Origin of the sequence: Streptomyces sp. NPDC001832 (genome assembly GCF_040297265.1) — a bacterium.
Taxonomy (GTDB): Bacteria; Actinomycetota; Actinomycetes; order Streptomycetales; family Streptomycetaceae; genus Streptomyces.
The window spans coordinates 80,339-106,374 of sequence record NZ_JBEOYU010000011.1 but is presented as its reverse complement, the minus strand read 5'-3'; the positions used below and the strand labels follow the sequence as shown (position 1 = coordinate 106,374).

The following is a 26,036-nucleotide window of genomic DNA, read 5'->3' as shown; positions in this document are numbered from 1 at the left end:
CCGGCAACACACTGGGATGCTGTACACGGCCAGTGACGGTCATTGAGAACGCATCGCACCAGGGCGCCCGGCAGCCCGGAACAATCCCGGGGCGCCGGGCGTCTCGCTACGCCCCGCTGCACGCGGCGTCGGCTCGACATGCGGCTCTGATCCGCCTGCCGTAGCGTAATCCCGACGGCCACCCACCCAAGCCGTGGCGGATCAGTATCCGCCCACAAACGGCTAGAACTCAGTCTTCGACGGTCGGCCCGTCCGCACCCGTACGCAGGGGTAACGAACCCGGCGCAGGATCCACCAAAGCTCTGTTTCGCGCGGCACCGCGCGGAGCCGCGGTGACCACTCCCGCGTCGGCTGATGCCCCGTTGTTCCGGGCCCGGCGGTGTGGACCAAAAGTCCGCTAGGAGGAGTTCCATGGCGGTTCTCTGCAAGCCGGCAATCGAGGTTCCCGAGTACATCATCACCAACGAGGAAACCCTGGAGCTGGCTCAACGGTTGCACGGCGACCATCCGCAGCTCGACCTGGTCCTTCGTCTGATCGAACACACCGGTGTGCGGAAACGGCACCTGATCCAACCGATCGAGAAGGTGCTGCAGCACCCGGGTTTCGACGCCCGCAGTATCACCTACGAGCAACAGACCAAGGCCCGGGTGCCGGCAGTGGTACGCAGGGCACTCGACCAGGCCGGACTGGAGCCGCGGCAGATCGACTTGATCATCTACGTCTCCTGCACCGGCTTCATGATGCCTCCGCCGACGGCGTGGCTCATCGACAAGATGGACTTCCGCCCGGAGACACGGCAGCTGCCTATCGCCCAACTCGGCTGTGCCGCGGGCGGCGCAGCCATCAACCGGGCCCATGACTTCTGCACGGCGTACCCCGACGCCAATGCGCTGATCGTCGCCTGCGAGTTCTGCTCGCTGTGCTACCAGCCCACCGATCTGGGTGTCGGTTCGCTGCTGTCCAACGGCCTGTTCGGCGACGGCATTGCCGCCGTCGTGGTCCGCGGCAACGGTGGCACCGGAGTCCGCCTGGAGCGCAACGGCTCGTACATCATTCCGGACACCGAGGACTGGATCTCCTACGCGGTCCGGTCCACCGGATTCCACTTCCAGCTCGACAAGCGTGTGCCCGGAACCATGGAGCCCCTCGCCCCGGCCCTGAACGCCGTCGCGGAGGAGCACCAGTGGAATGCCGGCAAGTTGGACTTCTACATCATCCACGCGGGCGGCCCGCGCATCCTGGACGACCTGAGCCTCTTCCTCGACGTGCCGCCGGAAGCGTTCCGCTTCAGCCGCGCCACGCTCACGGAGTACGGCAACATTGCCAGCGCGGTGGTGCTCGACGCCCTTGGCCGCATGTTCGACGAGGCTTCGGCGCTTGACGGCCACCGCGGCCTGATGGCCGGCTTCGGCCCCGGCATCACCGCCGAGATCTCCCTGGGCTCCTGGACGACGGACTCCAATTGACGCCGCCAGGACCGGGGGGCGGGGGCCGGAGCCACCGGCTTCGGGAAGGGGCCGCGCAACGGCGGCTCACCCCGCACCGGCCGCACCGGCCTCCCGCTGCCCGGACGTCACACGCGCTGGGTCTGGCGCTCCGCCGCCCCCGCCGGAGCGCTACTCGGACGCGAAGTAGCCCGCCACCTGCGGATCACCCACCGGAGCCTGGCGTAGTCGGCCCTCCGGGCTCTCCGCTTTCCCGCTGTTCACCCGTATGCGGCCCCGGCGCAGGTCCCGGAGCAGGTCGCGCGCGCGATCCCTCCCCGAACCCGGCCAGCCCGTGGTCGTAGTGCGCGGGACGCAGATGCTGATGCCGGTGCCGGGCATTGAGCAGATGAATGACGAACGCTGCGATCGCAATCATCGCGAGGACGACCACGACGGTGACCAGGGTCTCCATGCGGTACCGGCCCCCTTCGATGCGCAGGCCGACATAAGGCGGCTCACCGGGAGCCGTACATATCCAGGCTACTCCGCAGACCGGCGCCCGCCCGGGCAGCGGACCTGACCGCCCGGATGCGGAAAGGTCCGGGAAACGTTCCGGCCCGGGCCGAGCGCGGCGCGCACCCGCGAGAAAAACCCCGGGGCACGCCGCGCCCGCCGCGTCACACGTCGTCGCGCAGCCGGACCGCCAAGGAGGTCAGCGGCTCGATCTCCTCGGTGTGGCCCAGGGCGGTCAAACGGGTGACCGCCGCGTCGAGGCGGGCGAGGGCGGGGGCGGGGCGTTCCAGGTAAATACCCTCCACGGCACCCGCGAGACGGACGCACTCAGCCCACTCGTCGGCGCGGTCCCCCTCCGGCCCCGGCTCGCCGAACAGGGCGAGGGCCTTCTCCAGGGCGGCCAGGGCGTCCTCGTACGCACCGGCGTAGGCATTGACCCGCCCGTGTTCGTAGGCCAGGGCGGTGTCCAGGGAGCGGCCGCGGGCCTCGTACTCAGCAGCGCGGGCCTCGTCGGCGATCCGGCCGGCGTCGGCGAGGAAGGCGAGGGCATCGGCCAGGCCGTCGGGGCCCTGCTGCTGGGCCTGAAGGCGGGCGACTTCGCGCAGGCAGTTGCTGAGCTGCTCATAGCGCGGGGCCCTGGCGTGGGCGGCGAGTGCCTGGTCCGCGGCCTCACGAGCCCGGCCGAACTCGCCGGACTCGCCAAGAAGTACGGCCGTCTCCGCGGCGATCATGGCGTGGCTTCCCAGGTCGTCGTCCCAGCCTGCCGACTCGGCCGCGAGGGCGACGAACTCCGCCGCGGCGGCCTTGAGGTCCTCCCCCGCGTGCAGTGCGCGGGCGCGGGTCAGACGAAGCTGGGCGACAAGCCGGTCGTCCAGCTCTCCGGCGGCAACGTCCGGTTCGGCCAGGAGGGAGTCGAGCAAAGCGATGCAGTCCTCGACGCGGCCCAGGTCGAGGCAGAGCTGAGTCGCGTTGCTGTAGGTGCAGAACGCCTCCGTCCGGCTGCCGCGGCGCAGGTCCAGCTCCGCCGAGCGCGTCAGGTGCCGCAGGGCCTCGTCGGGGCGACCGAGGTGCATGCAGGCCTCGGCCAGATCAGCGTGGAGGCGGGCGGTGTCGACCACGTCGGCCGGCCAGTCGGCGGCCAGTCGCAGGCCCTCGGCCAGGTCCGTGTGCGCGGCCTGTGCGTCCTGGAGGCCGAGCTGGAGCCGGCCACGCAGTCCGAGCGTGCGGGGCAGGTGCCAGGCGGGGCCGTGCGCCTTCAGCCGATCGAGGAGGCCGTCGACCTCGGTGACCGCGGCGGGCAGGTCGCCGGAGACGGCGTAGGTGCTGGCCCGCAGCAGCAGGGCGCCGGAGATCTGCCCCACGACGTCGTGCCGGGTGGCGAACGCGTGCAGCAGGTCCATTTCGGCAAAGGCCGACGTGACGTGCTCCTCGCTCCTCGACGCCTGCAGGCGCATGCCGAGTGCGGTCGCCCGCAGCCGCAGCAGGCGGGCCTCATGGTACGGGGCGAGGCCGGGTGTCTCCTCGTGCAGGCGGACCACGGACGCGTGGGCGGCGGTCAGCGCGGCGGCCTTCGCCTCGGCTCCGTCAGCACCCTCCGCGGGGATCTCGGCGGCGGCGAGCAGGGCGCAGGCGCGGGCGAGCGCCGCGTCACCCGGCGCTCCGGCGTCGTCGTACAGGCCCGCCGCCTCCTCGTGGAGAGCGACGGCGACGGCGAACTCGTCCTTCTCGCCGGCCCGGCTCGCCTCGTCGGTCAGCAGGTCCGCGCGCAGCTGTATGAGCGGGCCCACGGACGGGTCGTCGGGGTGGGTGTAGTCGCGGGCGGCGACAAGCGTGCGCAGCTGCGCCCAGCAGGCCTGTGCGCCCGGGTGACCCTGCTCACGCAACGCCCGTGCCTGGCGGATGAGTTCGGGCAGCGAGGCCGGGACAGCAGCGGTCGTACGGGGGGCGGGCGCGGCAACCGGGGCGGCCGGGGTCACGTCGTCGAGGCTGCGGGTGCGCAGGGTCAGTTCCAGCGCGTCCAGGAGCGGGGCACGGTCGAGGCGGGCCCTGCGGCGGTCGGTGTGGGCCGTGGTTCCGTTGCGGGTGTCGAAGCGGGCGGCGAGGTCGTCGGCGCGCCCCCGCACCTCGGCGCGCAGGCCGGCCACCGTCCAGGTGCGGCCCGCGTATCCGGCGGCGGGCAGCTCGCCATGGCCGAGGAGCTCGACTCGCTGGAGGAGGACCTCCACGCTGGTGAGGAAGTCGAACAGGTCCAGCGGCGACTCCACATCGTCGAACAGGTTTCGGTTCTCGGCGAGCAGTTCCAGGCCGCGTGCCTCGTTGCCGGTCAGCGCGCAGAACTCCAGGTGCCGGCCGACCTCTCCGGACATCGAGGGGTTGCGGCGGCAGCCGCGGTAACCGGCGAGGTGCAGTTCGCGGGCCCGGTCGATGCGGCCGGTGCGCAGCAGGGGCAACAGCGCGTACGAGACGGAGCGGGCCGGCTCCTCCTGGCAGGATTCCTTCCCGGCCAGGACGGGCTCCCAGGCGCCCAGCGCCCGCTCGTCGTCGCCCGCCGCGAGGTGGTACAGGGCGAGCTCGCAGATCTCGCAGGCCTCGCAGTCGCTGAGCCGGGTCCGGGGGCGGCCCGCCCACAACTCGTAGGCGAGGGTGGTGTCCTCGCCGACGTGGGCGGCGAGCTGGTACGCCTGTCCGTAGTAGGGCTGGAGGCCCAGGCCGGCCTTCTCGTACCGGTCGCGCATCTCCGTCAGCCACTGGCGCAGGCTGGCCAGCGGCATCTCGGGCAGCGCGCGCAGGGCGTTGGCCACCCACTTGAACCGCCAGAACAGCATGTGGCGCCGGTGCTCGTCGAAGACGTCGGGCTGCTCGTCGAACAAGGTGAGCAGGCGGGCGAAGACGACAGGCGACTTCCGGGGCTCGGAGCCGTAGGTGTACGCCTCCTGGAGTTCGAGGAGCGCGTCGACGAGCGGGACGGGCTGCGCGAACTGCTCGGCGGCGTCCACAAGTTCCTCGGCGGTGACGGTGCGGGTGCGGCCGTAGGGGCGCCGGTCGTTCTCCTGGAGCGCCTGGTACAGCTCGTCGGTGGTCTGGGGTGCGGTCGGCATCGTCAGCTGTCCTTGCGCAGGGCGTGGGCGAGAAGGTCGAGGAAGGAGCGGTTGATGACGCTCGATTCGGCAGGCCGGAGCGGGCGCCGGGACAGCAGCGCGGCCTGCCCGTAGAGGGCTTCGACGCTGGTGCGGGCCAGCTCGGGCTCGTCGATGGCAACGGCGGCGCGGACCAGCGGGTTGAGCTGGTTGAGGATCAGTTGGGCCCGCGGGGCCTCCTGGCGCAGGGCGCCGAGGATGTCACCCCACACGCCGCCCTCCTGCTCACGGGCGAGCTGGGAGCGAGTGCGCTCGTGCCGGGCCTCGCGGCTGTCGACGAGAAGGGCGGGGGCGGAGGCGGGCTGGAAGGTGCGCAGCGCGACGTCGCAGTCGAAGAAAGCGAGGGCGTCGCGGGCCAGGGCGAGGTAGGCCACGGCGGCCAGTTCCGTCTCACGGTCGACGGGGTCGAGGTGGGCGGTGAGAGTCGCCGGGTCGAGGTCGGCGACGCTGACCTCGGACCTGATCTCGGGCAGCCGGTGGACCAGTTCACGGTCGTATGTGTAGCCGCCGTTGACGACGCCGAGCCCGGCGGCCGAGGCGATCGCCGCGACCTGCCGGAACTCCTCCACGCTCGACGTCACGAGCACGGTGCGGTGGGTGCGCGCGAACTCGTCGAGGGTGGTGTGCCCGTCGGTGGTCTCGAACGGCAGCCAGGGCAGCAGCATCCGCAGGATCTCGTCGTCGTGCACCGCGAGCGACTTCACGGCCAGGTGGTGGGCCTGGAGGAAGCGGGCGAGCAGGTCCGGGTCGCTGGCGGCGGCCCGGGCAATCCACGCGCGCAGCCGCTCGGCGAGGGCGTCGCGAACGGCGGCGAGTGTGTCGTCCTCGTACAGGGCTTCGCGGGACGCCGTCGGCCGCAGGCTCTCGGCGTCGACGACGCAGCGGACGAAGAACGCCCACTCGGGCAGGATTTCCGCGGCCTGCTCGGACAGCAGCATGCCCTTGACGTGCACGCGGTGGCCGTGGCGGCGCCCGGCCGGCACCGCCTCGGGCAGCACGCACGCGATGCCCTTCAGGCCTACGGCCGGCAGGTCCAGCTCGATGGCGTCCAGCGGCGCGAACCCGAAAACCTCCTCGCCGTACGCGGCCAGCGCGCGGGAACGGGCTCCCGGGGTGGGGTACGTACGTGCCCAGGGTGCGGGCTCAGGGTTGATGGATGCGCCCGTGCCTCCCGTGCCGTCGTCAAAGGTCACCGGGTGGCGCAGCAGGGAGCCGAAGTGCCGGGCCAGCGTGTGCACCTGCACCGGCCGGGTCCACTCGCCCGTGTCGGCGCGGGGCGTCAGCGTGACGGTGGTACCGGGCCGGGGGCGGGCGGATGCGGGCAGGGTGCGGACGGTGTAGCTGCCGTCGCCGCGTCCCCGCCACTCCACGGCGGGCGCGTCGGGGGTGCGGGCGGAGCGGCTCAGGACGTGGATCTCGTCCGCGACCAGAAAGCAGGAAAGCAGGCCGATTCCGAACTGGCCTATGAAGTCGGCACGTTGCTCGTCGATCCTCCCCCAGCCTCGAACGAGCTCGGCCGAGGGGACCCCCACGGCACGCTTGCTGCTACGGCCGATCGTGGCGAGGAAGGTGTGCACGTCGGCCTCGGTGAGACCGACGCCGTCGTCCTCGACGCTTACTACCGAACCGTCGGCGTACAGGCGGATGCCGAAGGCGTCGGCGGGGGCGTCCGGTTCGAGGCCGTGCCGGGCGGTCAGCGCGTCCACCGCGTTCTGCAGGAGTTCGCGCAGGTAGACGCGAGGGCTGGAGTAGAGGTGGTGGGAAAGGAGATCGACGAGGCCGCGCAGATCCACCTGGAAGGTGCGATCGTCGCCGGCCGGGGTCGCTGTGGTGTCGGGCAAAGTCATCGGGCAGTCCGAACTGGGAGGGGCGGCAGGTGGCGGGAGGGACCGGGATCGGCGTGCGCTCAGACGCGGCGGTGGCGGCGGGCGAACTGTTTCTCGGGCTCCGCGAAATAGGCCCAGGGCCAGCGGGTGTAGGCGCCGTCGAGCGCCTGGAAGACGCGCCGGACCGTGTGGCGCTCACCAGCCAGCGACAGCGCCATGGCGAACATGTTGAAGTCGTGCTGCCATCCCGGACGCGACGCATAAGCGGGGTGGAGGATGCTGTGGTCGGCCGCGTCCCGCAACTCTGCCTGGATCTCGGGAGTTTTGAGGCAGTCCGCATGGTCCGACTCGACCCAGTCCTCGATGTGCGCCATGGCGATCACGCAGCCGAGCCGGTGCCCCTGCGGGGCACGGGCGAGCGCGTCGCGGGCGAACGCCATGGCCTGGCCCGGATCGCCGCCCCAACGGGGCTGCAACTGCGACAGCCATTCGAGGTGGGGCGCCAGGTCCAACGGTTCGCGGCGCAGGGCGGCATCAAACCGGGTCTCGTTGATGGCAGGGCCCAGCGACATGCCGCGGCCGGAGGTGAGGAGGCGGCACCAGGGCGTGACCCACTCCGGCCGCAACTCGGCAGCCTCGAACAGCTGCTCCTCGGCGATGTCGAGCCGCTCGTGGAAGACCCGCCACTGCTCCTGCGTGACGTTCACGGCGCGCGCGGCAGTACGCGCCTCCCAGCCCCAATTGATGTAGCGCGCCCCGGATATCAGCAGGGCCGTCGCCCGGTGCTCCTTGTCCTCCTCGACGGCCCGGCCTATCCAGTCCTGCACACCGTCCAAGTCGGCCAGCTGACCAAGAACTTGGTGGTCGCGACCAAGATCGAAGGGGGCCAGCGCCGCCTTGACCGCCTCCCAGTCACCCGCGTCGGCCGCCTCCACCAGCGCGAGCACCCGCTGATCCCCGAGCGCGCGCAGCGTGTACATCCCGTTTTTCTGCCTGCGCGGAACAGGCAGGGCGTGCGGATCCGCCGCCGGTCTCTCCCCACGCCCGCCGAACAGCTTGCCGAACATACCGCGCCCTCCCCTGGTCCCGCATGATCGTCCGGTGCAGCATAAGCTGCCCCACCGACATCGCTCCCACAGGGCGTTCACGAGTGCTTCACGAATCCGGTGACGAGGTAGATCCCGGTGACGATCTCGAGGTCGTCGTACTTCCAACGCGGTCTCCGCCTGATCATCCGGGTCATTGTCGTGGCCACCGGGTTGCGCGCCCATCGAACCGCGATCGGCGTCGATGATCTTGTGCTCGACGAGCCAGTGGACGCCCCCGGTAATCAGGAACTCCTTCAGGACCTCGTCGCGACGATCATGCAACGGCCCCTGCCACCTGGGCAGCACCGCGTATTCGCCGTGTTGCCGCCGCGAGGCGCGGCGGCCGGTCCCGGTGGGATGGGGAAGGGGCGGTTTTCGGCCGGGCGGCCGAAGGGCGACGTAAGTTCTCGGCCGGTTCTGTATTACGGTGCTGGAATTCACAGGATCTCGCTGGGGGAGGAGCGTTGAGCGCTCGGATTCTGGTCGCCGAGGATGACGAAAAACAGTCTCGGCTGATCCGGATTTATCTGGAACGGGAGGGCAATGCGGTGCAGGTCGTGGCCGACGGTCGCGCCGCATTGGAGAAGGCGCGGTCGATCCGGCCCGATCTGATCGTGCTCGACGTGATGCTGCCGTACGTCGACGGACTCGACGTGTGCCGCATCCTGAGAACCGAGCCGGGCACCGAGGACGTCCCCATCCTGCTGCTGACCGCCCGCACGACCGAGGAGGACATGCTCCTCGGGCTCGACCTCGGCGCGGACGACTACCTCACCAAGCCCTACAGCCCGCGCGAACTGACCGCGCGGGTACGGGCGCTGCTGCGGCGGGCCAAGAAGTCAGCGTCGGCCGGGACGACGCTGCTGCGGGTCGGCGAGGTGGAGCTGGACACCGCGCGGTTCGAGGTCCGGGTCGCGGGCCGGCCGGTGGCGCTGACCTCGAAGGAGTTCTCCATCCTGGAGTCGCTGGCCCGCGAGCCCGGGCGGGTCTTCACCCGGGCCCAGATCATCGAGCGGGTCTTCGGCTTCGACCAGGACGTGCTGGAGCGGACTGTCGACGCGCACGTGATGAACCTGCGGCGGAAGCTGGAGGCACCGGGGCGCCCACGGCTGCTGGAAACGGTGTACGGACGGGGCTACCGGCTCGCGGATGAAACCTGAGCGGCTCCGGGGTGCCGGCGTTCGCGGCTTCGAAGCGCCGGGACCTGAGCGGTTCAGAGGGCCGGGACCGGGCGCGCGCCCAGGACGATGGTGAACGTCGTGCCCACCCCGACCGTGCTTGCCACGTCGATGGTGCCCTGGTGGTCGGTCACGATCTGCCGGGCGATCGACAGGCCAAGACCGCTGCCGCCGGTTGCCCGGCCCCGTGACGCGTCCGCCCGCCAGAAGCGGTCGAAGAGGTGCGGCAGGTGCTCCGCCGGTATCCCCTTGCCGGTGTCCCGCACCTCGACGACGGCCAACTCGCCGCGCGGGACGAGAGCCAGCGTCACGCGCCCGCCGGACGGCGTGGCGCGCAGCGCGTTGCCGACGAGGTTGCCGACGACCTGGCGGAGCCGGTCCGCGTCAGCGGTCACGTACACCGGGTGCGGGGCCTCCACCTCCAGCGCCACGCCCGCCGTCCCGGCGTGGGCGCGGTGCGCGGTGCGGGCGGCTTCGAGGAGGTCCCGCAGATTGACCTCGGAGCGGTGGTAGGTGAGCGCGCCGACCTCGGCGAGCGCGAGGTCCTGGAGGTCGTCCACGATCCGTTGCTGGAGCAGCGCCTCCTCGTGGAGCGAGTCGAGCAGTTCGGGCGTCGGCTCGACGACCCCGTCCCGCAGGGCCTCCAAGTAGCCGCGCAGGTTGGCGAGCGGGGTGCGCAGCTCGTGCGCGATGTCGCCGGTGAGGCGGCGCTGGCGATCCTCGCCGGCCTGGATGGAGTCGGCCATGCGGTTGAACGCCCTGCCGAGCTGGGTGATCTCGTCCTGCCCGGAGACCGGCACGCGCCGCTCCAGATCCCCCTCGCCGAGCCCCTCGGCGGCGAGCGTCATGGCCCGCACGGGCCGCAGCACGGCCCGGCTCAGCAGCAGCGCCCCGAGGATCGCGGCGAGCGCGACCCCGACAGCGACGGCGACGGTGGGGGCGGCGGCGATCGTGGGCGGGGACTCGTCCTGGTACCCGAGGCGCACTTCGAGGCGGGGTGGGGCGACGGAGGCGGTGCGATCGTTGAAAACGCGCTGGAGGCAGGGGACGAGCGGCTGGACGGTCTCGCATGCCTTAGCCGCGGCCAAATCCCGGGCTCGCTGCGGATCGCGGGCGGGCTGCGGCTCCTTGCACTGGGCTGGCCGGCTCTCGACGGCGACCACGGGGATGCCCATGCGGTCGGTGCGGGCCGTCACCTCCGCCCCTGCCCGGGTCAGGCACGCCGCGTCGGCCGCTGCCGCGCGATATCCGACGATCGCCACCACGGTCAGCTTCTCGACGGTGCTCGGCACCAGGCCCTGGTCGAACCGCAGCACCGGGCGCGGGTCGACCAGAACCGGGGGCTGGCTGCCCAGCGGGCGCGGCTCGCGGCCCGCGAGGGTGTCAGAGTCGGCGAGCAGGACGCCGGTCTCCGTGGCGACCCGGACGCGCTGCCCGGTGTCCCTCGACAGCGCGCCCACTGCCGGTGCGAACCCGTCCCAGGTGCCGTGCGCGAAGCCGTACGCGCGCAGCTCGCCGATGACCCGGGAGACCTCCTCCTGGTCGGCCGCGACGGCCTCCTGCACCTGCCGGTTGGCCTGCCGCAGGGTGAGCCAGGCGGTGGCGGCCGTGGCAGTCACGGCGATCAGCATCAGCACACCGAGCACCCGAAGTCGGAAGCTCATCGCGTGCTTCCCACCCCGGACTTCAGGACGTGTGCGCTCAACGGGACTCCTTCGGTCGGGTTTCCCAAACTACGGGACGGTCGCTGAGCTGCGGGGATGTGATCCACAAGAGCGTGGAATCAGCCAATGCGCCTCAGGAATGACGGATTTTCATTCAATTCACTTTAGGTCACTCAGATACGGAAAGTGGCCACTCGACAGCGGAACGATTTCTTCAGGCCCGTCGGCGGGCGATCGTACTTACGCCACTCGCACTCCGGTTGGTGCGAAGGCCGCTGCATTTCCCCTGGGTTCCGTCAGGTTCCTGGGTGCAGCGCTGACGAACGACACTATTGGGGGTTCCAAATGAAGCGTCGACTCGCAGCAATTCTTCCCGCCGTCGCCATGGCCGCCCTGGCCGTCCCGATGGTCGCCGCCACCCCGGCCGCTGCGCACGCCAACTGCGGCACCGGCGCCTCGGACAAGGACGGCGGTTCGTGGGGCAAGTGGGCCAACGGCGCCAACGAGCGCAGCGGCTCCAGCACCAGCTGTGGCATCAACGGTGTGGCCTACTCGACCCAGACGCTGGACTACCACTGCTACACGGTGGGCAACGACGGCTACAGCTGGACGTACCTGCGCAACGACTCGACCGGCGTCTACGGCTGGGTCCGTGACGACCTGCTCAGCAACGGTGGCAGCTACACCCCGTGCTGATGCCGCGCGAGCGCTGAACACCTCGCGGTAAGAGCACATCAGGGGCGGTCTCGTACGAGGCCGCCCCTGCCTCGTACGGCAATGGCATCGCGAAGGAGCTCCTGAAGTTCCGACTTGCAGCCCTCATTCCGGCGGTCGCGGCGATGGGCCCTGACCGTCCCGTTCACCCTCACCACTGCCACACCGGCCGCCGCGCACACCGGGCAACCGGGCTGGATCCATGACGACGTACTGCCCGACGGCGGCTCGTACGTGTACTGCGGCTTCCGACCCCGCTCCAGGCGCTGTCCGGGCTCATGTGCCGGACAGCGCCTCTGTCGGTGACAGCCTGCTCGCCCGGACCGCCGGGTACAGACCGGCGATCATGCCGATGAGCAGCGTCGAGCCGATGCCGGCCGCGCTCGCCCAGGCCGGGACGACCGTCGGCCAGTCCCGGCTGAAGGCGTACCCGGCCGTGATCAGCGTCCCGAGCACGGTTCCGCCGAGGCCGCCGATCAGCGACAGCAGCAGGGACTCCGTCACGAACTGGGTGCGGATCTGGCCCTTCGTGGCCCCCAGGGCCCGGCGCAGACCGATCTCCGGCCGGCGTTCCAGGACCGAGATGACCATGGTGTTGCCGACGCCGACCCCGCCGACCAGGAGCGCGACGCCGCCGAGGCCGAGCAGCAGGCCGGTGAGCGCTGACTGGGTCGCCTCGCGGGCCGCGAGCGCGTCGGAGGGCCGGGAGATCTGCACCTCGCCGGGCTTCGCGGGATTGGCCGTGGCCGGGAGCACCGCCCGTACCGACGTGACCTGGCTGTCCTCCGCCCGGACGTAGATCGTCGACGGATGCCCGTCGAAGCGGAGGTACGTCCTGGCCGCAGGCCAGCCGACCAGCGCGGCGCTGTCGAGTTCCGGCGCGAGCGGCACCTGATAGAGGACGCCCACCAGCGAGAACCAACGGCCGCCGAGCCAGACCCGGGTACCCGGGGTGTACACGTCGAGCCGCTGCGCGGCGGTCGCGCCGAGCACGACGGCCGGGTACTTCTCCGTCGCGGAGTCCAGCCAGCGGCCCTTGCGGACGTGGCCGCCGACGGCCGGGAGCAGGTCGGAGCCGGCCGCCAGGACGTCGAGGGAGCCGGTGCGGCCGATGGCGATGCGGTCATTGCGGTAAATGTGCGCCCCCGTCGACCCGGTGGCGGCGACCTGCTGCACGGGCGGGACCCGCCCGATCATCGCCACGGACTCCACGGGGAGCTTGGCCTTGGCGCCGTCGAGAGTCTCTCCCGGGGCGACCCGCAGCAGGTTCGTGCCGAGTGCGTCGAGCCGGCGGTCCACCTCCGCCTGTCCGGAGCCTGAGATGCCGACCACCGCGATCATGGCGGCGACGCCGATGGCGATGCCGAAAGCGGACAGGAAGACCCGCAGCGGGCGGGTCCGCAGACCGGTGCCGCCGAGCCGGACGACGTCCGCGGGACCGAGCCGGGCGGCGCGCAGCCTGGCCTGCGGCCGTGACGGTTCCCGAGCCCCGACGGCCGGGGACTCGGGCGTCAGTGCACGGATCTGGACGGTCTCGGGGTCCGCCTTCCGGCTGTCCTGCCTGGAGGAGTCGGTCGTGTGGTCCGTCACCGGGGCGCCCCGATCGTCGTGCTCTGTGCGATGTCGGCGACCAGACGGCCGTCGCGCATCTCGATGCGTCGTGGCAGCTCGGCGGCGATCTCACGGTCGTGGGTGATGACGACGACGGTCGTGCCTGCGGCGTTCAGCTCGCGCAGCAGGGTCAGCACCGCCGCGCCCGACGTCGAGTCGAGGTTGCCGGTCGGCTCATCCGCCAGCAGCACCGACGGTTCGCCGACCACGGCGCGGGCCACGGCGACGCGCTGGCGCTCGCCACCGGAGAGCTGATGCGGGAGGTGGTGGACGCGGTGGCTGAGCCCGACCCGTTCCAGGGCGGCCGACGCTTTGGCCCGGCGCCGGCGCATGGGCACGCCCGCGTAAAGCAGTCCGTCCGCGACCGAGTCCAGTACAGGGACGCCCACGGCCAGGTGGAACTGCTGGAAGACGAAGCCGATCCGGGTGGCCCGCAGCGCGGAGACCTCCCGGTCCGACAGGCTCGCGACGTCGTGGCCGTCGACGAGGACCCGGCCCGCGGACGGGCGATCGAGGCTGCCCATGAGGTTGAGCATGCTCGACTTGCCTGAGCCCGACGGGCCGACGATCGCGACCAGTTCGCCCCGCTCGATGTGCAGGCTCACGTCGCGTACGGCGGCCACGCCGCCCGGATAGGTCTTGGAGACCGCGTCGAACTCCACGACAGTCGTCGCATCGCCGCTCACTCGGGGATCCTCACCTTCATGCCCTCGCGGACCGCGGCACCGCTGACCTCGACGTTGCCGTCGGCGAACAGCCCGGTCTTCACAGCGACGAATCGGCCGTCCGCGGTCTCCAAACCGTGTCCGCCCTCGGCGAGGGCGACGAGCGCGGAGACGGGGACGGTCAGCGCGTCCTTGACCTCCTTGCCCACGTACTCGACCGTGACAGGTCCGCTCTCCAACTGACCGACGGCCTTCTGGTTTTCGATGGTGACGGTCACCGGGATCGTGGCGGGCCGGTCCAACCCGCCGCCCTCGCCTCCGCCGCCGCCCCCCTCGGGCGCGGTCGCCTGCTTGCCGATCGCCGCCACCTCGCCCTGCACAGGGTTGCCGTTGGGCAGCTTGACCGCGACGCGCGCGCCGCGGACAGCCCAAGCGGCGTCTGCGGCGGAGGCGTTGACGGTCACCTTACGGGCCGTTCCGGTGTACGTGAGGGTGTTCTCCCCGACGGCGGAGCCGAGCCGGGTGCCGGGCTGGCCGATCCGTACCTTGCCCGCGGAGTAGATGACGTCGCCCACATCGACCGTGCCTGTCTGGGCCACACCGAGCGACTTCTGCCAGCGCTTGACGGCGTCGGCCGTGCCGCTCGTGAACTTCTCGTCCACGGTGAAGCCGGTGTAGCCCAGGGCGGCGAGATTCGTCTCGAACTGCATGACATCCATGCCCTTGAGCTCGCGCGGCGCCCGGGAGGAGCCGGGGTCCCCCCCGGTTCCGGTGCCCCCCGGCGCCGTTGATCCAGAGGGATTCGGGGACTTGCCGTCCCCGCCTCCGTCACTCTGCTGCTGCTCGTCCGAGTTCCGATCGTCGGAGCCCTGCTCGTTCTCCTGGGCTGTCAGCCCCAGGGACCGGTACATCGGCAGGCTTCCGTACATCAGGACCACCGGCCGGTCGTCGACCCGGAGCAGCTCGTCGCCGCGCTCGACCGTGGCGCCTGTCTCGGGCAGCCAGGTTACGGTTCCCTGTGCCTTGATGGGCAGCGGAAGCTCCGTACCGTATCCCAACTGGCCGTCTACCGTGGTGCGTTCGGTCAGCGTCACCCGGGTCACCGAGACGAGGGAGCCGGACCGGGGTGGGGCGCTCGGTTCCTCGTCCTCCCCGCCGCCGAGTCCGAGCGCGCCGACCACGGCGACCGCCGCCACGACGACCACGGTGGAGGCGATCAGCGCCGTACGCCGACCCCGCCTGCCGCGCGGCGGCGGCGTGGAAGCCGTTCCGGGCTCGTCATCGATATGCGTCACCGTCTCGGCCATCGTCAGCCCTTGCCCGCCGGCGGGTTGGTCGGGGCGCCGATGATGGGTGCGCAGGTGCGCGTCGCGCGCTGCGCACCGGCCGAGCTCTGGTTCCACTCCGGCGCACCGGAGTTGTTATCGCCGCCGTAGCCGTCGGGGCCCGGGTCAGGGAAGTCCGGGGCGCCGTTCTTCTGCATGCACTCGGCGTATTCGCGCTTGGCCTTGATCTGCTCGGGAGTGAGCTTGGGCCGGTTGGCCGCCTCGACGCTCTCGGGGACGGCGGGCTTCTTCGCGGAGCACTTCTTCGCCGCATCAATGAACTTCGGGTCTTTTTTGAGGGCGAGACCCTGACCGGAGAGGTCGACCTGCCCGGTCTCGTCCGGGTCGGGGACGTCGACGCCGTTGTCGCGCATGCACTTCACCCACTCGCGCTGGCCCTTCACGTACGCGGCCAGTTCGTCCCCGCCGCCACCCCCGCTGCCGCCACCGGTTGCCCCCGCCGAGGCGGACTTGTCGGCACCGCCCGCCGAAGGAACCTTCGCACCGTCGTCGTCGTTGCCGCAACCGGTCAGCGCGAAGGCCAGGACCGACGCCGTCGCGGCCAGTAGTACCCGGTTCATCCTCATCGGTTCTCCCGCTCCTCCTGTCGCACCCGGCCGCGGGTGCGGCAGGCAGGGTGACCGTAGGCCGGAGGTCATGAAGAACTTTTGAAGAACCTGTCACGCGATCATGCGATCCTCTCGTCTCCGCCCGTCGCCCAACTGGCCCCGCACTGTCGCCGCGAACCGCAAGGGGCACGCGACCATCGGCGCCCTGGCGCCGTCTCCATTCCTGCCACAGGTGGGCAGGAGCGCCGCCGAGGCGACCGCGAAACTGGTCCCCCTTCAGCGCAAGGCCGAGGCCGAGAAGGCGGCACGTAAGGCCGCGAAGAAGGAGAAGGCTAAGAAGGCCGCAGCCGAGAACCTGGCAGGGCCAAGGGCGGCAAGCCGAAGAACAAGGCGAAAGCCCAGGCCAAGGCGGACAAGAAGGTCGCGCGCCGAACACCCAAGAAGTAGGTCTCTGAGCGGCTCCGCTCACGCATCGCTCACGCAAGCAAAGTCACAGCGTCTGTGACGCGTCATGCCCCGAGCAACAGAAAACCCCAGGTCACAGGTTATGTGACCTGGGGTTTCTCTGAGCCGCCTTCGGGATTCGAACCCGAGACCTACGCATTACGAGTGCGTTGCTCTGGCCAACTGAGCTAAGGCGGCACACCCTGTCGCACCATGGTGCGATCAGCAGCGTCGCCAAGTCTACACAGTTTCCGGGGGTGCTCCGTACCAGCCCTGCCCTGCCCCGTTTCCGCAGGTCAGTGGCGGGCCGGACGGACTCAGGAGCACTGCTTGCCCTCGCTCGGCGGGGTGCCGTCAAGGAGGTAGGTGTTGATCGCCGTGTCGATGCAGTCGCTGCTGCGGCCGTACGCCGTGTGGCCGTCGCCGCGGTAGGTGAGGAGGATGCCGGAGGAAAGCTGGCCGGCCAGGGACTCAGCCCACTTGTACGGGGTGGCCGGGTCGCGGGTGGTGCCGACCACGAGGATCGGGTCGGCGCCCTTGGCCTCGATGCGGTGGGGGGTTCCGGTGGGGCGGACCGGCCAATAGGCGCAGTTCAGGGCGGACCAGGTGACGGTCCTGCCGAAGACCGGGGACGCCTTCTCGAAGCTGGGAAGCGCCTGGGCGGCGGCATCGGCGTCGGCGAAGGCGGGCGGCAGATCCAGGCAGTTCACCGCGGTGTTGGCGAACATCAGGTTCGTGTACCTGCCGTTCGACCCGCGTTCGTAGTAGCTGTCCGCCAGTGAGAGCAGGCCGGAGCCGTCGCCCTTCTTGGCGGCGGTGAGGGCATCGCGGAGCTGGGGCCAGGCCGACTCGTCGTACATGGCGGCGATGACTCCCATGGTGGCGAGGGATTCGGTGAGCTCGCGGGAGGTGCCGGTGGGAATCGGCCTGGTATCGAGGCCGGCGAAGAGCTGCTTCAGGCGGGCGGCCGCGTCGGCGGTGGAGGTGGTGCCGAGCGGGCAGTCCGCCTTCTTCACGCAGTCGGCGGCGAAGGACTGGAACGCCGTCTCGAAACCCGCGGTCTGGTCGCGGTTCGCGTCGACCGCCGGGAGCGACGGGTCCATCGCCCCGTCCAGGACCATGCGGCCGACCCGGGCGGGGAAGAGTTCGGCGTACGTCGCACCGAGGTAGGTGCCGTATGACGCCCCGACATAGTGCAGCTTCTCGTCACCGAGCAGGGAACGCAACATGTCCATGTCGCGGGCCGTCTCGACGGTGGAGACATGCGGAAGGATCTCGCCCGAGCGCCGCTCGCAGCCGCTTGCGAACTCCTTGTAGGCGTCGCTCAGCCTGTCGACCTCGGCTGCGTCGTCCGGGGTCTGGTCGACCTGGGTGTAGGCATCCATCTGCGGACCGGTGAGGCATTCGACGGGCTCACTGCGGGCCACTCCGCGCGGGTCGATGGCGACCATGTCGTAACGTGCCCGGACCTGGGCGGGGTAGCTGATGGCGGCATAGCTCTGGAGATAGCCGATGGCCGAACCGCCGGGGCCGCCCGGATTCACCAGGAGGGAGCCGATCCGCTTGCCCGGTCCGGTGGCCTTCGCACGGGCGACGGCCAGCTTGATGTCGCCGCCGTCCGGCTTCGCGTAGTCCAGGGGCGCCCTCATCGTCGTGCACTGGAACCCCTCGACGCCGCAGTCCCGCCAGTTCAGCTGCTGCGCGTAATACGGCGCGAGCGCGGCGGGGCTGGATGGGAAGGACGGCGAGGCGTTCGTCGAACTGCCGCTGCTGCACCCGGAGATGAGGAGGCCGGCGGTGCCGAGCACGGTGGCAAGTATGCGGAGCGGGCGCCTGGTGTCCATCCCCGGAGCGTAGTCGCCGCGTGACGGCTCGCCCGCTTCTCTGCTCGTACGGGTGAAAATGCAATCTAAGCAGTAACGGCCTGGTGCACGATAGAGAGTGGATCAGGCCGTAATAGGCAGCGGTGACGGGCTTTCTGACAGGCAACGGCGACGAGCGAGTGGCATCAGCCCGCGCGCAGCGCCATCGTCATCGCCTCCACCGCGAGCAGCGGCGCCACGTTGCGGTCCAGCGCGCGACGGCACGCGATCACCGCCTCTATCCGGCGCAGGGTGCGCTCGGGCGTGGAGGATCGGGCGATGCGGTCGAGGGCGTCCTGTGCGTCCGCATTGGCGATGGCGATGCGCGAGCCCAGCTGGATGGCCAGAACATCGCGGTAGAAACCGGTCAGATCGGTGAGCGCCAGATCGAGGCTGTCTCGCTGGGTGCGGGTCTTGCGGCGCTTCTGTCTGTCCTCCAGTTCCTTGATCACCCCTGCCGTGCCACGCGGCATCCGCCCCCCGGCGGCGGCGCCGAGGGCGGCCTTCATTTCTTCCGTCTCCTTGGCGTCGACCTCCTCCGAGACCTGCTTGGCATCATCGGTGGCGGTGTCGATCAGCTCCTGGGCGGCCTTGAGGCAGCCTCCGATGTCCTCGACCCGCAGCGGGAGCTTGAGCACGGCGGCGCGACGCGAGCGGGCCTTCTCGTCGGTGGCGAGGCGGCGGGCCCTGCCGATGTGGCCCTGGGTGGCGCGGGCGGCGGACGCGGCCCGCTCCGGATCGATGCCGTCGCGCCGGATCAGGACATCGACGACCGCGTCGACCGGGGGCGTGCGCAGCGTGAGGTGACGGCAGCGGGAACGGATGGTGGGCAGCACGTCTTCGAGGGAGGGTGCGCAAAGCAGCCACACCGTGCGCGGCGCGGGCTCCTCGACCGCCTTCAGCAGGACGTTCCCCGCGCCTTCGGTGAGCCGGTCGGCGTCCTCCAGGACGATGACCTGCCAGCGGCCGACGGCCGGGGAGAGCTGGGCGCGGCGGACCAGCTCTCGGGTCTCCTTCACACCGATGGAGAGCAGATCCGTACGGACCACCTCGACGTCGGCGTGTGTACCGATGAGGCTGGTGTGGCAGCCGTCGCAGAAGCCGCAGCCCGGTGCGCCGCCCAGGGCGCGGTCGGGGCTGGTGCACTGGAGGGCGGCGGCGAATGCGCGGGCGGCGGTGGAACGGCCGGCACCCGGCGGGCCTGTGAACAGCCAGGCGTGGGTCATCTTCGACCCCGAAGGCACTGGTTCCCCCGCAGAGTGGGCGGTGACCAGCGCATCGGCGTCCCGGGCGGCGGCACCGAGCTGTTCCTGCACCCGGTCCTGGCCGACCAGGTCGTCCCATACGGTCATGGGTCACTGCCCTTCCGGTGGTGCGCGGCTGCGCGGTGGTCGTGCGATGCGGCCGCGCGGCTGTGATGTCGCTGCTTGTCGATCCGGCTTCCCCGATCCGACTCCCATTGTGGGGGACGGGTCTGACAATCCCGGCGGTCCGGCTGCTGGGCGGGCCCGCCCAGCAGCCGTCGCGGATCAGCGGCGCGGGCGGCGTCCCCGGCCCGAGGTTCCCGAGCCCTCGTCGTCGCGATGGTCGCCCAGCAGCTCGTCCGCCAGTGTCGGCAGATCGTCCAGCGGGGTCTCCTCGGCCCAGTCAGGACGGCGCCGGCCTCGGCGCTCCTGCTGTTCCGAGCGCTCCTGACCGTCCCAGTGGTCCTGAACCGGCTGCGGGGCGACCGCGGGCGAGTCGCTGAACTGCGGTAGCTCGCGCGTGCGCTCGTTCTCGCTCTCCCGGGCGGAGTCCGCCGGGCGCTCGTCGCGGAAGATGCCCCTCGGAACCCGGTCCGCCGGATTCGCGTCCCGAGCATCCCGGGCGTTGCGTTCGTCGCGTTCGTCGCGTACCGGAGGAAGAACCGCCGTCTCATCCGCGGCGCCCTCCGCGCCAGGGCGCCCGGACCGGTCGGAGGGCCGGTCGTGGACCTTCGGAAGCATTGCCGTCTCGGCCTCGTCGAAGGGCGAGGGCGGGCTGACCGGCGAAGGCACCGGCTGCGTCACATCGTTCGGGTTGACGATCGGTGTCGACACCGTGATCTCGCTGTCCGGTACGGACTCCGCCGCAGCAGCCGCCTCGGCCTCGGCCTGCCGACGGGCTTCCTCGGCCCGCAGCAACGCCTCCTCGGCCTTGCGCTGCTTCTCCAGCCGCCGCGCCTCGGCCTCCTTGCGCAGCCGGGCCTCCTCCTCGGCCTGCCTGCGCAGCCGGGCCTGCTCTGCCTCGCGGGCCGCTTCCTCGGCCGCCAGCCTGGCCCTCTCCTCCTCGGCCAGACGCCGGGCTTCCTCGGCTCGCTGCCGGGCCTCCTCCGCCTGGCGTTCCGCCTCGCGCCGGTGTGCCTCCTCCAGCTCTCGGCGCTTACGCTCCTCCTCCTCGGCGCGGAGCCTGGCGAGCTGTTCCTGCCGCTCGCGCTCCAGCCGCTCCTCCTCGGCCTTGCGGGCCGCCTCTTCCTCGGCCTTGCGCCTGGCCTCCTCCTCGGCGGCCTTGCGCGCTTCCTCCTGGGCCTTGATCTCGGCCTCGGAGAGCGGAAGGAGCTGGTCGAGCCGGTGGCGTACGACCGTGGTGATCGATTCCGGATCCTGGCCCGCGTCCACCACCAGGTAGCGGGTCGGGGCGGCCGCGGCCAGTGTCAGGAAACCGGACCGTACCCGGGCATGGAACTCGGGCGGCTCGGACTCCAGCCGGTCGGGCGCCTCGGTGAACCGTTCCCGCGCGGTCTCCGGGTCGACATCCAGCAGCACCGTCAGATGCGGCACGAGTCCACTCGTCGCCCAGCGCGAGATCCGGGCGATCTCGGTCGGAGAGAGATCACGGCCGGCGCCCTGGTAGGCGACGGACGAGTCGATGTAGCGGTCGGAGATGACGATCGCGCCGCGCTCCAGCGCCGGACGCACGACCGAGTCGACGTGCTCGGCACGGTCGGCGGCGTACAGGAGTGCCTCGGCCCGGTTGGAGAGCCCGGCCGACGACACGTCGAGCAGGATCGAACGCAGCCGCTTGCCGACCGGGGTCGCGCCCGGCTCGCGGGTGACGACGACTTCGTGGCCCTTGGCGCGGATCCACTCAGCGAGCGCCTCGACCTGAGTGGACTTGCCGGCGCCGTCGCCGCCCTCCAGGACGAGGAAGAAACCGGTCGCGGCGGGGGCGACGGCCGGGTCGCCACCGCGCAGTGCCTCGCGCAGATCGCGGCGCAGCGGCACTCCGGAGCGGTCGTCCGTCTTGGCGAGGACGATCGCGGCGACGGGCAGCAGCAGTGCGCCCATCAGCATCAGCGCGAAAGCCGCTCCGCCGTGGGCGAAGACGAAGTCGCCGGAGGCCAGCCGGTGCTTGCCGATCGCGGCGGCCAGCAGCGGGCCCGCGAGTGCGCCGAGCGCGATGAGGACCCGTACAACGGCCTGGAGGTGTTCGGTGGTCCTGGCCCGGCGGGACTCCTCGGTCTCCTGGTCGACCAGGACATGACCGGTGCCGGCGGCGACACCCGCCGCGTATCCGGCGAGCACCGCGATCATCAGCACGGTCGCCGTGTCCGGCACGAGCCCCATGGCAAGGAGCGCGATGCCCGTGACTGCGGTGGCCAGCGCGAGCATGCGGCGCCGCGACAGTGCGGGCAGCACCTTCCCCGCGGTTCGGATGCCGACGCCCGTGGCGCCGGTCAGGCCGAGGATCAGCAGGGCGAAGGTGGCGGGGCCGCCGCCCAGGTCGGCGGCGTGCAGCACGGCGACGGCGGCAGCGCCGGCAATGGCTCCGGCGACTGCGGCCGAGGCCCCGACGATCAGCGGTACGGATCCGGTGCGGCCCTTGTCGGGTCCGCTACCGACCGACGGCCGGCGCAGCCCCTCCAGCGGCGAGCGCGGGCGAGGTGTCTGCGTACCGGGCAGTTCCAGGAAATACACGGTGGAGATCGAGGCCGAGAAGAGCCCGGCCGCGACGTACGAGCCGAGGGCCGCCTGGTGGAACGAGAACCACTCCAGGCCCGAGCCCAGCAGGTTGCTGATGAGCGTGGCGGTCAGCAGGACGACCGCGGCGACCGGAATGGCGGCGAAGTCGGTACGGATGGAGAGCCGGCGCAGTGCGTCGAGGTGGTCGGGCAGCGGGCGCACCACGGCGCCTTCGGGGGGCGAAGCGGGCAGCAGCGCGGGGGCGGCACCGTCCTTCGCGACCGTCCACAGGCGTTCAGCTGCGCCGACGACGAAGACGGTGATGAGGATCATCATGAGCGCCTGGTCGGGCATCCAGTCGATCCACAGCGGTGCGACGACCAGCAGCGCGAGCCGCAGCCCGTCCGTCCCGATCATCAGCCACCGCCGGTCCAGCGGTCCTCCTGGCGCGGTGAGCGTCGTCAGCGGCCCCAGAAGTACGGCTCCGAAGAGCAGGGTGGCAAGGACCCGGGCGCCGAACACCGCGGCGACGGCAAACGCCACCCCTCGGTACCCAGCTCCGAATGAGCCCTCAAGGACCGCCGCTTGCAACGACATCAGCACCAGCACGAGAAGGGCGAGTGCATCGCCGATACTGCCGACGAGCTGGGCACTCCACAACCGCTTCAGCGGGGGAACACGCAACAAGGCTCGTACGGCACGCTCGCGTGAGTCTGCGGCAAGTGTGTCGGAGGTGGGGCTCACGACCGTTGACTGCTCGGCTCGCGTCATCCGCCCAGCCTATCCGGAGCGATGGGGTCCCCGGAGGCCCCGCCCGAACATATGGGCGTCCGGGGGGTGGGGTGCGCAGGCACTTCCAGCCCCCTGAGACGCGCAAACGCCGGAAAGGCTGGAAAGTCCAGCCTCTCCGGCGATCGGTCGTACGGTCAGTCCTCCACAGACGCCGCGGTCGTCTTCTTCGCCGCAGTCGCCTTCTTGGCGGTCGTCGTCTTCTTCGCGGTGGTCGTCTTCTTCGCCGCGGTCTTCTTGGCTGCCGCGGTCGTCTTCTTGGCCGCCGTCTTCTTCGCCGTCGTCTTCTTCGCGGTCGCCTTCTTGGCAGGCGCCTTCTTCGCCGTCTTCTTCTTGGCGGGCCCCTTGGCGCGCTTCTCGGCGAGCAGCTCGTAGCCGCGCTCCGGCGTGATGGTCTCGACGCTGTCGCCGGTCCGCAGCGTCGCGTTGGTCTCGCCGTCGGTGACGTACGCACCGAAGCGCCCGTCCTTGACCACGACCGGAGCCCCGCTCACCGGGTCGGTGCCCAGTTCCTTCAGCGGCGGCTTGGCGGCGGCGCGGCCGCGCTGCTTGGGCTGGGCATAGATCGCGAGGGCCTCTTCGACGGTGATGTCGAAGAGCTGTTCCTCGGAGGTCAGCGAGCGCGAGTCCGTGCCCTTCTTCAGATACGGGCCGTAGCGGCCGTTCTGCGCGGTGATCTCGACGCCGTCGGCGTCCTCACCGACGACACGCGGCAGCGACATCAGCCTGAGCGCGTCGGCCAGCGTCACCGTGTCCAGCGACATGGACTTGAAGAGCGAGGCGGTCCGCGGCTTCACCGCGTTCTTGCCGGTCTTCGGGGTGCCCTCGGGCAGCACCTCGGTGACGTACGGGCCGTAACGCCCGTCCTTGGCGATGATCTGGTGCCCGGTGACCGGGTCCGCGCCGAGCTCGTAGTCGCCGCTCGGCTTGGCCAGCAGCTCCTCCGCGTAGTCGACGGACAGCTCGTCGGGCGCCAGGTCCTCCGGCACATCCGCGCGCTGGTGGCCCTCGGCCTCCTTCTCGCCGCGCTCGATGTACGGGCCGTACCGCCCAACACGCAGCTTGATGCCGTTGCCGACCGGGAAGGAGGAGATCTCCCGGGCGTCGATCGCGCCGAGGTCGGTGACGAGGTCCTTCAGGCCACCGAGGTGGTCGCCGTCGCCGTTGCCCGCGGCGGAGGCCTCGCCACTGACGGCGTCGTCGCCCTCGCCGAAGTAGAAACGCCTCAGCCACGGCACGGCCTGGGCCTCGCCCCGCGCGATGCGGTCGAGGTCGTCCTCCATCTTCGCGGTGAAGTCGTAGTCGACGAGCCGCCCGAAGTGCTTCTCCAGCAGGTTGACCACGGCGAAGGAAAGGAAGGACGGGACGAGCGCCGTGCCCTTCTTGAAGACGTAGCCGCGGTCCAGGATCGTGCCGATGATCGAGGCGTATGTCGACGGGCGGCCGATCTCGCGTTCCTCGAGCTCCTTGACCAGCGAGGCCTCGGTGTAGCGGGCCGGCGGCTTGGTGGCGTGGCCGTCGACCGAGATCTCCTCGGCGGACAGCGCGTCGCCCTCGGCGACCTGCGGAAGGCGCCGCTCACGGTCGTCGAGCTCGGCGTTCGGGTCGTCGGCGCCTTCGACGTACGCCTTCATGAAGCCGTGGAAGGTGATCGTCTTACCGGACGTGGAGAACTCGGCGTCGCGGCCGTCGCTCGCCCGGCCGCCGATCTTGACGGTGACGGAGTTACCGACCGCGTCCTTCATCTGGGAGGCGACGGTCCGCTTCCAGATCAGCTCGTAGAGCCGGAACTGATCGCCGGTGAGGCCGGTCTCGGCAGGGGTGCGGAAGCGGTCGCCGGAGGGGCGGATCGCCTCGTGCGCCTCCTGCGCGTTCTTGACCTTCCCGGCGTACGTGCGCGGCTTGTCCGGCAGGTAGTCGGCGCCGTACAGCTGCGTGACCTGCGCCCGGGCAGCGGAAACCGCAGTGTCCGAGAGGGTCGTGGAGTCGGTACGCATATAGGTGATGAAGCCGTTCTCGTACAGCTTCTGCGCGACCTGCATGGTGGCCTTGGCCCCGAAGCCCAGCTTCCGGCTCGCCTCCTGCTGGAGGGTCGTCGTGCGGAACGGGGCGTACGGGGAGCGGCGGTACGGCTTCGACTCGACGGACCGTACGGCGAACGTGGCGTCGGCGAGCGCGGCGGCCAAGGCGCGAGAGTTCGTCTCGTCCAGGTGCAGCACCTGGCCGGAGCCAGACTTCAGCTGCCCGTCCGGACCGAAGTCACGGCCCTGGGCGATGCGGCGACCGTCGACCGCGCTGAGGCGGGCGGCGAGGGCTGACGGGTCAAAGGCGCCCTCCCGTCGCCCGCCACCGCCCTCGGTCGAAGTCGCTCCGCTCCCCCCGATCCCGGTGCGGCCGGTGGCGAAAGTGCCGGTCAGGTCCCAGTACTCGGCGGAACGGAAGGCGATGCGCTCGCGCTCCCGCTCGACGACGAGACGGGTCGCCACGGACTGGACGCGGCCGGCCGACAGGCGCGGCATGACCTTCTTCCAGAGGACCGGCGAGACCTCGTAGCCGTAGAGACGGTCGAGGATACGGCGTGTCTCCTGGGCGTCGACCATGCGCTGATTGAGCTCGCGCGGGTTGGCGACGGCCTCCTGGATCGCGTCCTTGGTGATCTCGTGGAAGACCATCCGGTGAACCGGGACCTTGGGCTTGAGTACTTCCTGCAAGTGCCACGCGATGGCTTCGCCCTCGCGGTCCTCATCGGTGGCGAGGAAGAGTTCGTCGGACTCGGCAAGGAGCTGCTTGAGCTTCCTGACCTGCGCTTTCTTGTCCGCATTGACTACGTAGACGGGCTGGAAGTCATGCTCGACGTCGACGCCGAGCCGACGGACCTCGCCGGTGTACTCGTCGGGGACCTCTGCGGCGCCGTTCGGCAGGTCGCGGATGTGCCCGACGCTCGCCTCGACGACGTATCCGGGGCCGAGGTAGCCCTTGATCGTCTTCGCCTTGGCAGGCGACTCGACGATGACGAGTCGGCGGCCGCCCTGTGCGGTCTCGCTGGTCGGGGACAACTTCGCTCTTCTCTCCGGTCGGCACTCAGTGGGCATCGGGTCAGCGCGATGACGCTACCGATGGTGCTGTCGCTGCGGAGTGTGACGGTACAACCCGCCCCCGTGTCAAACGGCAAAAGCCCGCAACGGCCACTCGAACGGTAACCCGACTTCCGCCATTCCTGCCGCCCGGACTGCCCGGTCCGAGCGGCACACGGCCGCTGCCTGCGGGTTTCTGGTCGCCGTGGCGGCACTGCGGGCATCGGCG

Annotated in this window: 16 protein-coding genes and 1 tRNA gene; 3 read left to right on the top strand and 14 right to left on the bottom strand. The window is 70.8% G+C overall.

Features of this window, described 5'->3' with window-relative positions:
- The first annotated feature begins 411 nt into the window (after positions 1 to 411).
- Positions 412 to 1,467: a type III polyketide synthase gene (locus ABT115_RS12170; RefSeq protein ID WP_351787344.1), complete on the top strand. Its 1,056-nt coding sequence runs from the start codon at positions 412 to 414 to the stop codon at positions 1,465 to 1,467.
- Positions 1,468 to 1,651: 184 nt separating this feature from the next.
- Here ABT115_RS12170 and ABT115_RS12165 read toward each other — a convergent pair whose 3' ends face one another.
- The 4 genes from ABT115_RS12165 to ABT115_RS12150 form a co-directional block, all read right to left on the bottom strand.
- Complete coding sequence (locus ABT115_RS12165; RefSeq protein WP_351787341.1) at positions 1,652 to 1,900, bottom strand: hypothetical protein; 249 nt, start codon at positions 1,898 to 1,900, stop codon at positions 1,652 to 1,654.
- Between the two features lie 205 nt (positions 1,901 to 2,105).
- Positions 2,106 to 5,039, bottom strand: coding sequence for a hypothetical protein (locus ABT115_RS12160; RefSeq protein WP_351787338.1), 2,934 nt, complete (start codon positions 5,037 to 5,039; stop codon positions 2,106 to 2,108).
- A 2-nt stretch (positions 5,040 to 5,041) separates the two neighbouring features.
- Complete coding sequence (locus ABT115_RS12155; RefSeq protein WP_351787335.1) at positions 5,042 to 6,925, bottom strand: HSP90 family protein; 1,884 nt, start codon at positions 6,923 to 6,925, stop codon at positions 5,042 to 5,044.
- 59 nt (positions 6,926 to 6,984) lie between these two features.
- Complete coding sequence (locus ABT115_RS12150; protein WP_351787332.1) at positions 6,985 to 7,971, bottom strand: hypothetical protein; 987 nt, start codon at positions 7,969 to 7,971, stop codon at positions 6,985 to 6,987.
- Between the two features lie 485 nt (positions 7,972 to 8,456).
- On the opposite strand from ABT115_RS12150, the gene ABT115_RS12145 reads away from it, so the two are divergent.
- A complete protein-coding gene (locus tag ABT115_RS12145) occupies positions 8,457 to 9,152 on the top strand; it encodes a response regulator transcription factor (RefSeq protein ID WP_351787329.1) in 696 nt (231 codons plus the stop codon).
- 53 nt (positions 9,153 to 9,205) lie between these two features.
- Here ABT115_RS12145 and ABT115_RS12140 read toward each other — a convergent pair whose 3' ends face one another.
- Entirely contained in the window at positions 9,206 to 10,834 is a 1,629-nt protein-coding gene (locus ABT115_RS12140; protein WP_351787326.1) for an ATP-binding protein, read from the bottom strand.
- Positions 10,835 to 11,179: 345 nt separating this feature from the next.
- Here ABT115_RS12140 and ABT115_RS12135 point away from each other — a divergent pair, with 345 nt between their 5' ends.
- Positions 11,180 to 11,530 (top strand): SH3 domain-containing protein, encoded by a 351-nt coding sequence (locus ABT115_RS12135; RefSeq protein ID WP_351787323.1) that lies wholly within the window; start codon positions 11,180 to 11,182, stop codon positions 11,528 to 11,530.
- Between the two features lie 294 nt (positions 11,531 to 11,824).
- Here the strand turns inward: ABT115_RS12135 and ABT115_RS12130 are convergent, their stop codons facing one another.
- From ABT115_RS12130 to topA, 9 genes are all read right to left on the bottom strand, one after another.
- The gene (locus tag ABT115_RS12130; RefSeq protein WP_351787545.1) at positions 11,825 to 13,063 is read right to left on the bottom strand and encodes an ABC transporter permease; all 1,239 of its coding nucleotides are present in this window, start codon (positions 13,061 to 13,063) and stop codon (positions 11,825 to 11,827) included.
- A gap of 71 nt (positions 13,064 to 13,134) precedes the next feature.
- Positions 13,135 to 13,845: an ABC transporter ATP-binding protein gene (locus tag ABT115_RS12125; protein WP_351787320.1), complete on the bottom strand. Its 711-nt coding sequence runs from the start codon at positions 13,843 to 13,845 to the stop codon at positions 13,135 to 13,137.
- Positions 13,842 to 15,131: a peptidoglycan-binding protein gene (locus tag ABT115_RS12120; RefSeq protein WP_351787317.1), complete on the bottom strand. Its 1,290-nt coding sequence runs from the start codon at positions 15,129 to 15,131 to the stop codon at positions 13,842 to 13,844. Before ABT115_RS12120 ends, ABT115_RS12125 begins: the two co-directional genes overlap by 4 nt.
- Before the next feature lie 2 nt (positions 15,132 to 15,133).
- Positions 15,134 to 15,736: a hypothetical protein gene (locus tag ABT115_RS12115; protein WP_351787314.1), complete on the bottom strand. Its 603-nt coding sequence runs from the start codon at positions 15,734 to 15,736 to the stop codon at positions 15,134 to 15,136.
- A 550-nt stretch (positions 15,737 to 16,286) separates the two neighbouring features.
- Positions 16,287 to 16,360: transfer RNA gene (locus tag ABT115_RS12110), tRNA-Thr, on the bottom strand.
- A 119-nt stretch (positions 16,361 to 16,479) separates the two neighbouring features.
- On the bottom strand, positions 16,480 to 18,006 hold the full coding sequence (locus ABT115_RS12105) for an alpha/beta hydrolase (protein ID WP_351787312.1): 1,527 nt from the start codon (positions 18,004 to 18,006) through the stop codon (positions 16,480 to 16,482).
- A gap of 164 nt (positions 18,007 to 18,170) precedes the next feature.
- Positions 18,171 to 19,376 (bottom strand): DNA polymerase III subunit delta', encoded by a 1,206-nt coding sequence (locus tag ABT115_RS12100; RefSeq protein ID WP_351787310.1) that lies wholly within the window; start codon positions 19,374 to 19,376, stop codon positions 18,171 to 18,173.
- 177 nt (positions 19,377 to 19,553) lie between these two features.
- Positions 19,554 to 22,715 carry a dTMP kinase gene (tmk, locus tag ABT115_RS12095; protein WP_351787308.1) on the bottom strand — a complete coding sequence of 1,054 codons (3,162 nt, stop codon included), beginning with the start codon at positions 22,713 to 22,715 and terminating at the stop codon, positions 19,554 to 19,556.
- A 155-nt stretch (positions 22,716 to 22,870) separates the two neighbouring features.
- Positions 22,871 to 25,789: a type I DNA topoisomerase gene (gene topA, locus ABT115_RS12090; protein WP_351787305.1), complete on the bottom strand. Its 2,919-nt coding sequence runs from the start codon at positions 25,787 to 25,789 to the stop codon at positions 22,871 to 22,873.
- Positions 25,790 to 26,036: the final 247 nt, after the last annotated feature.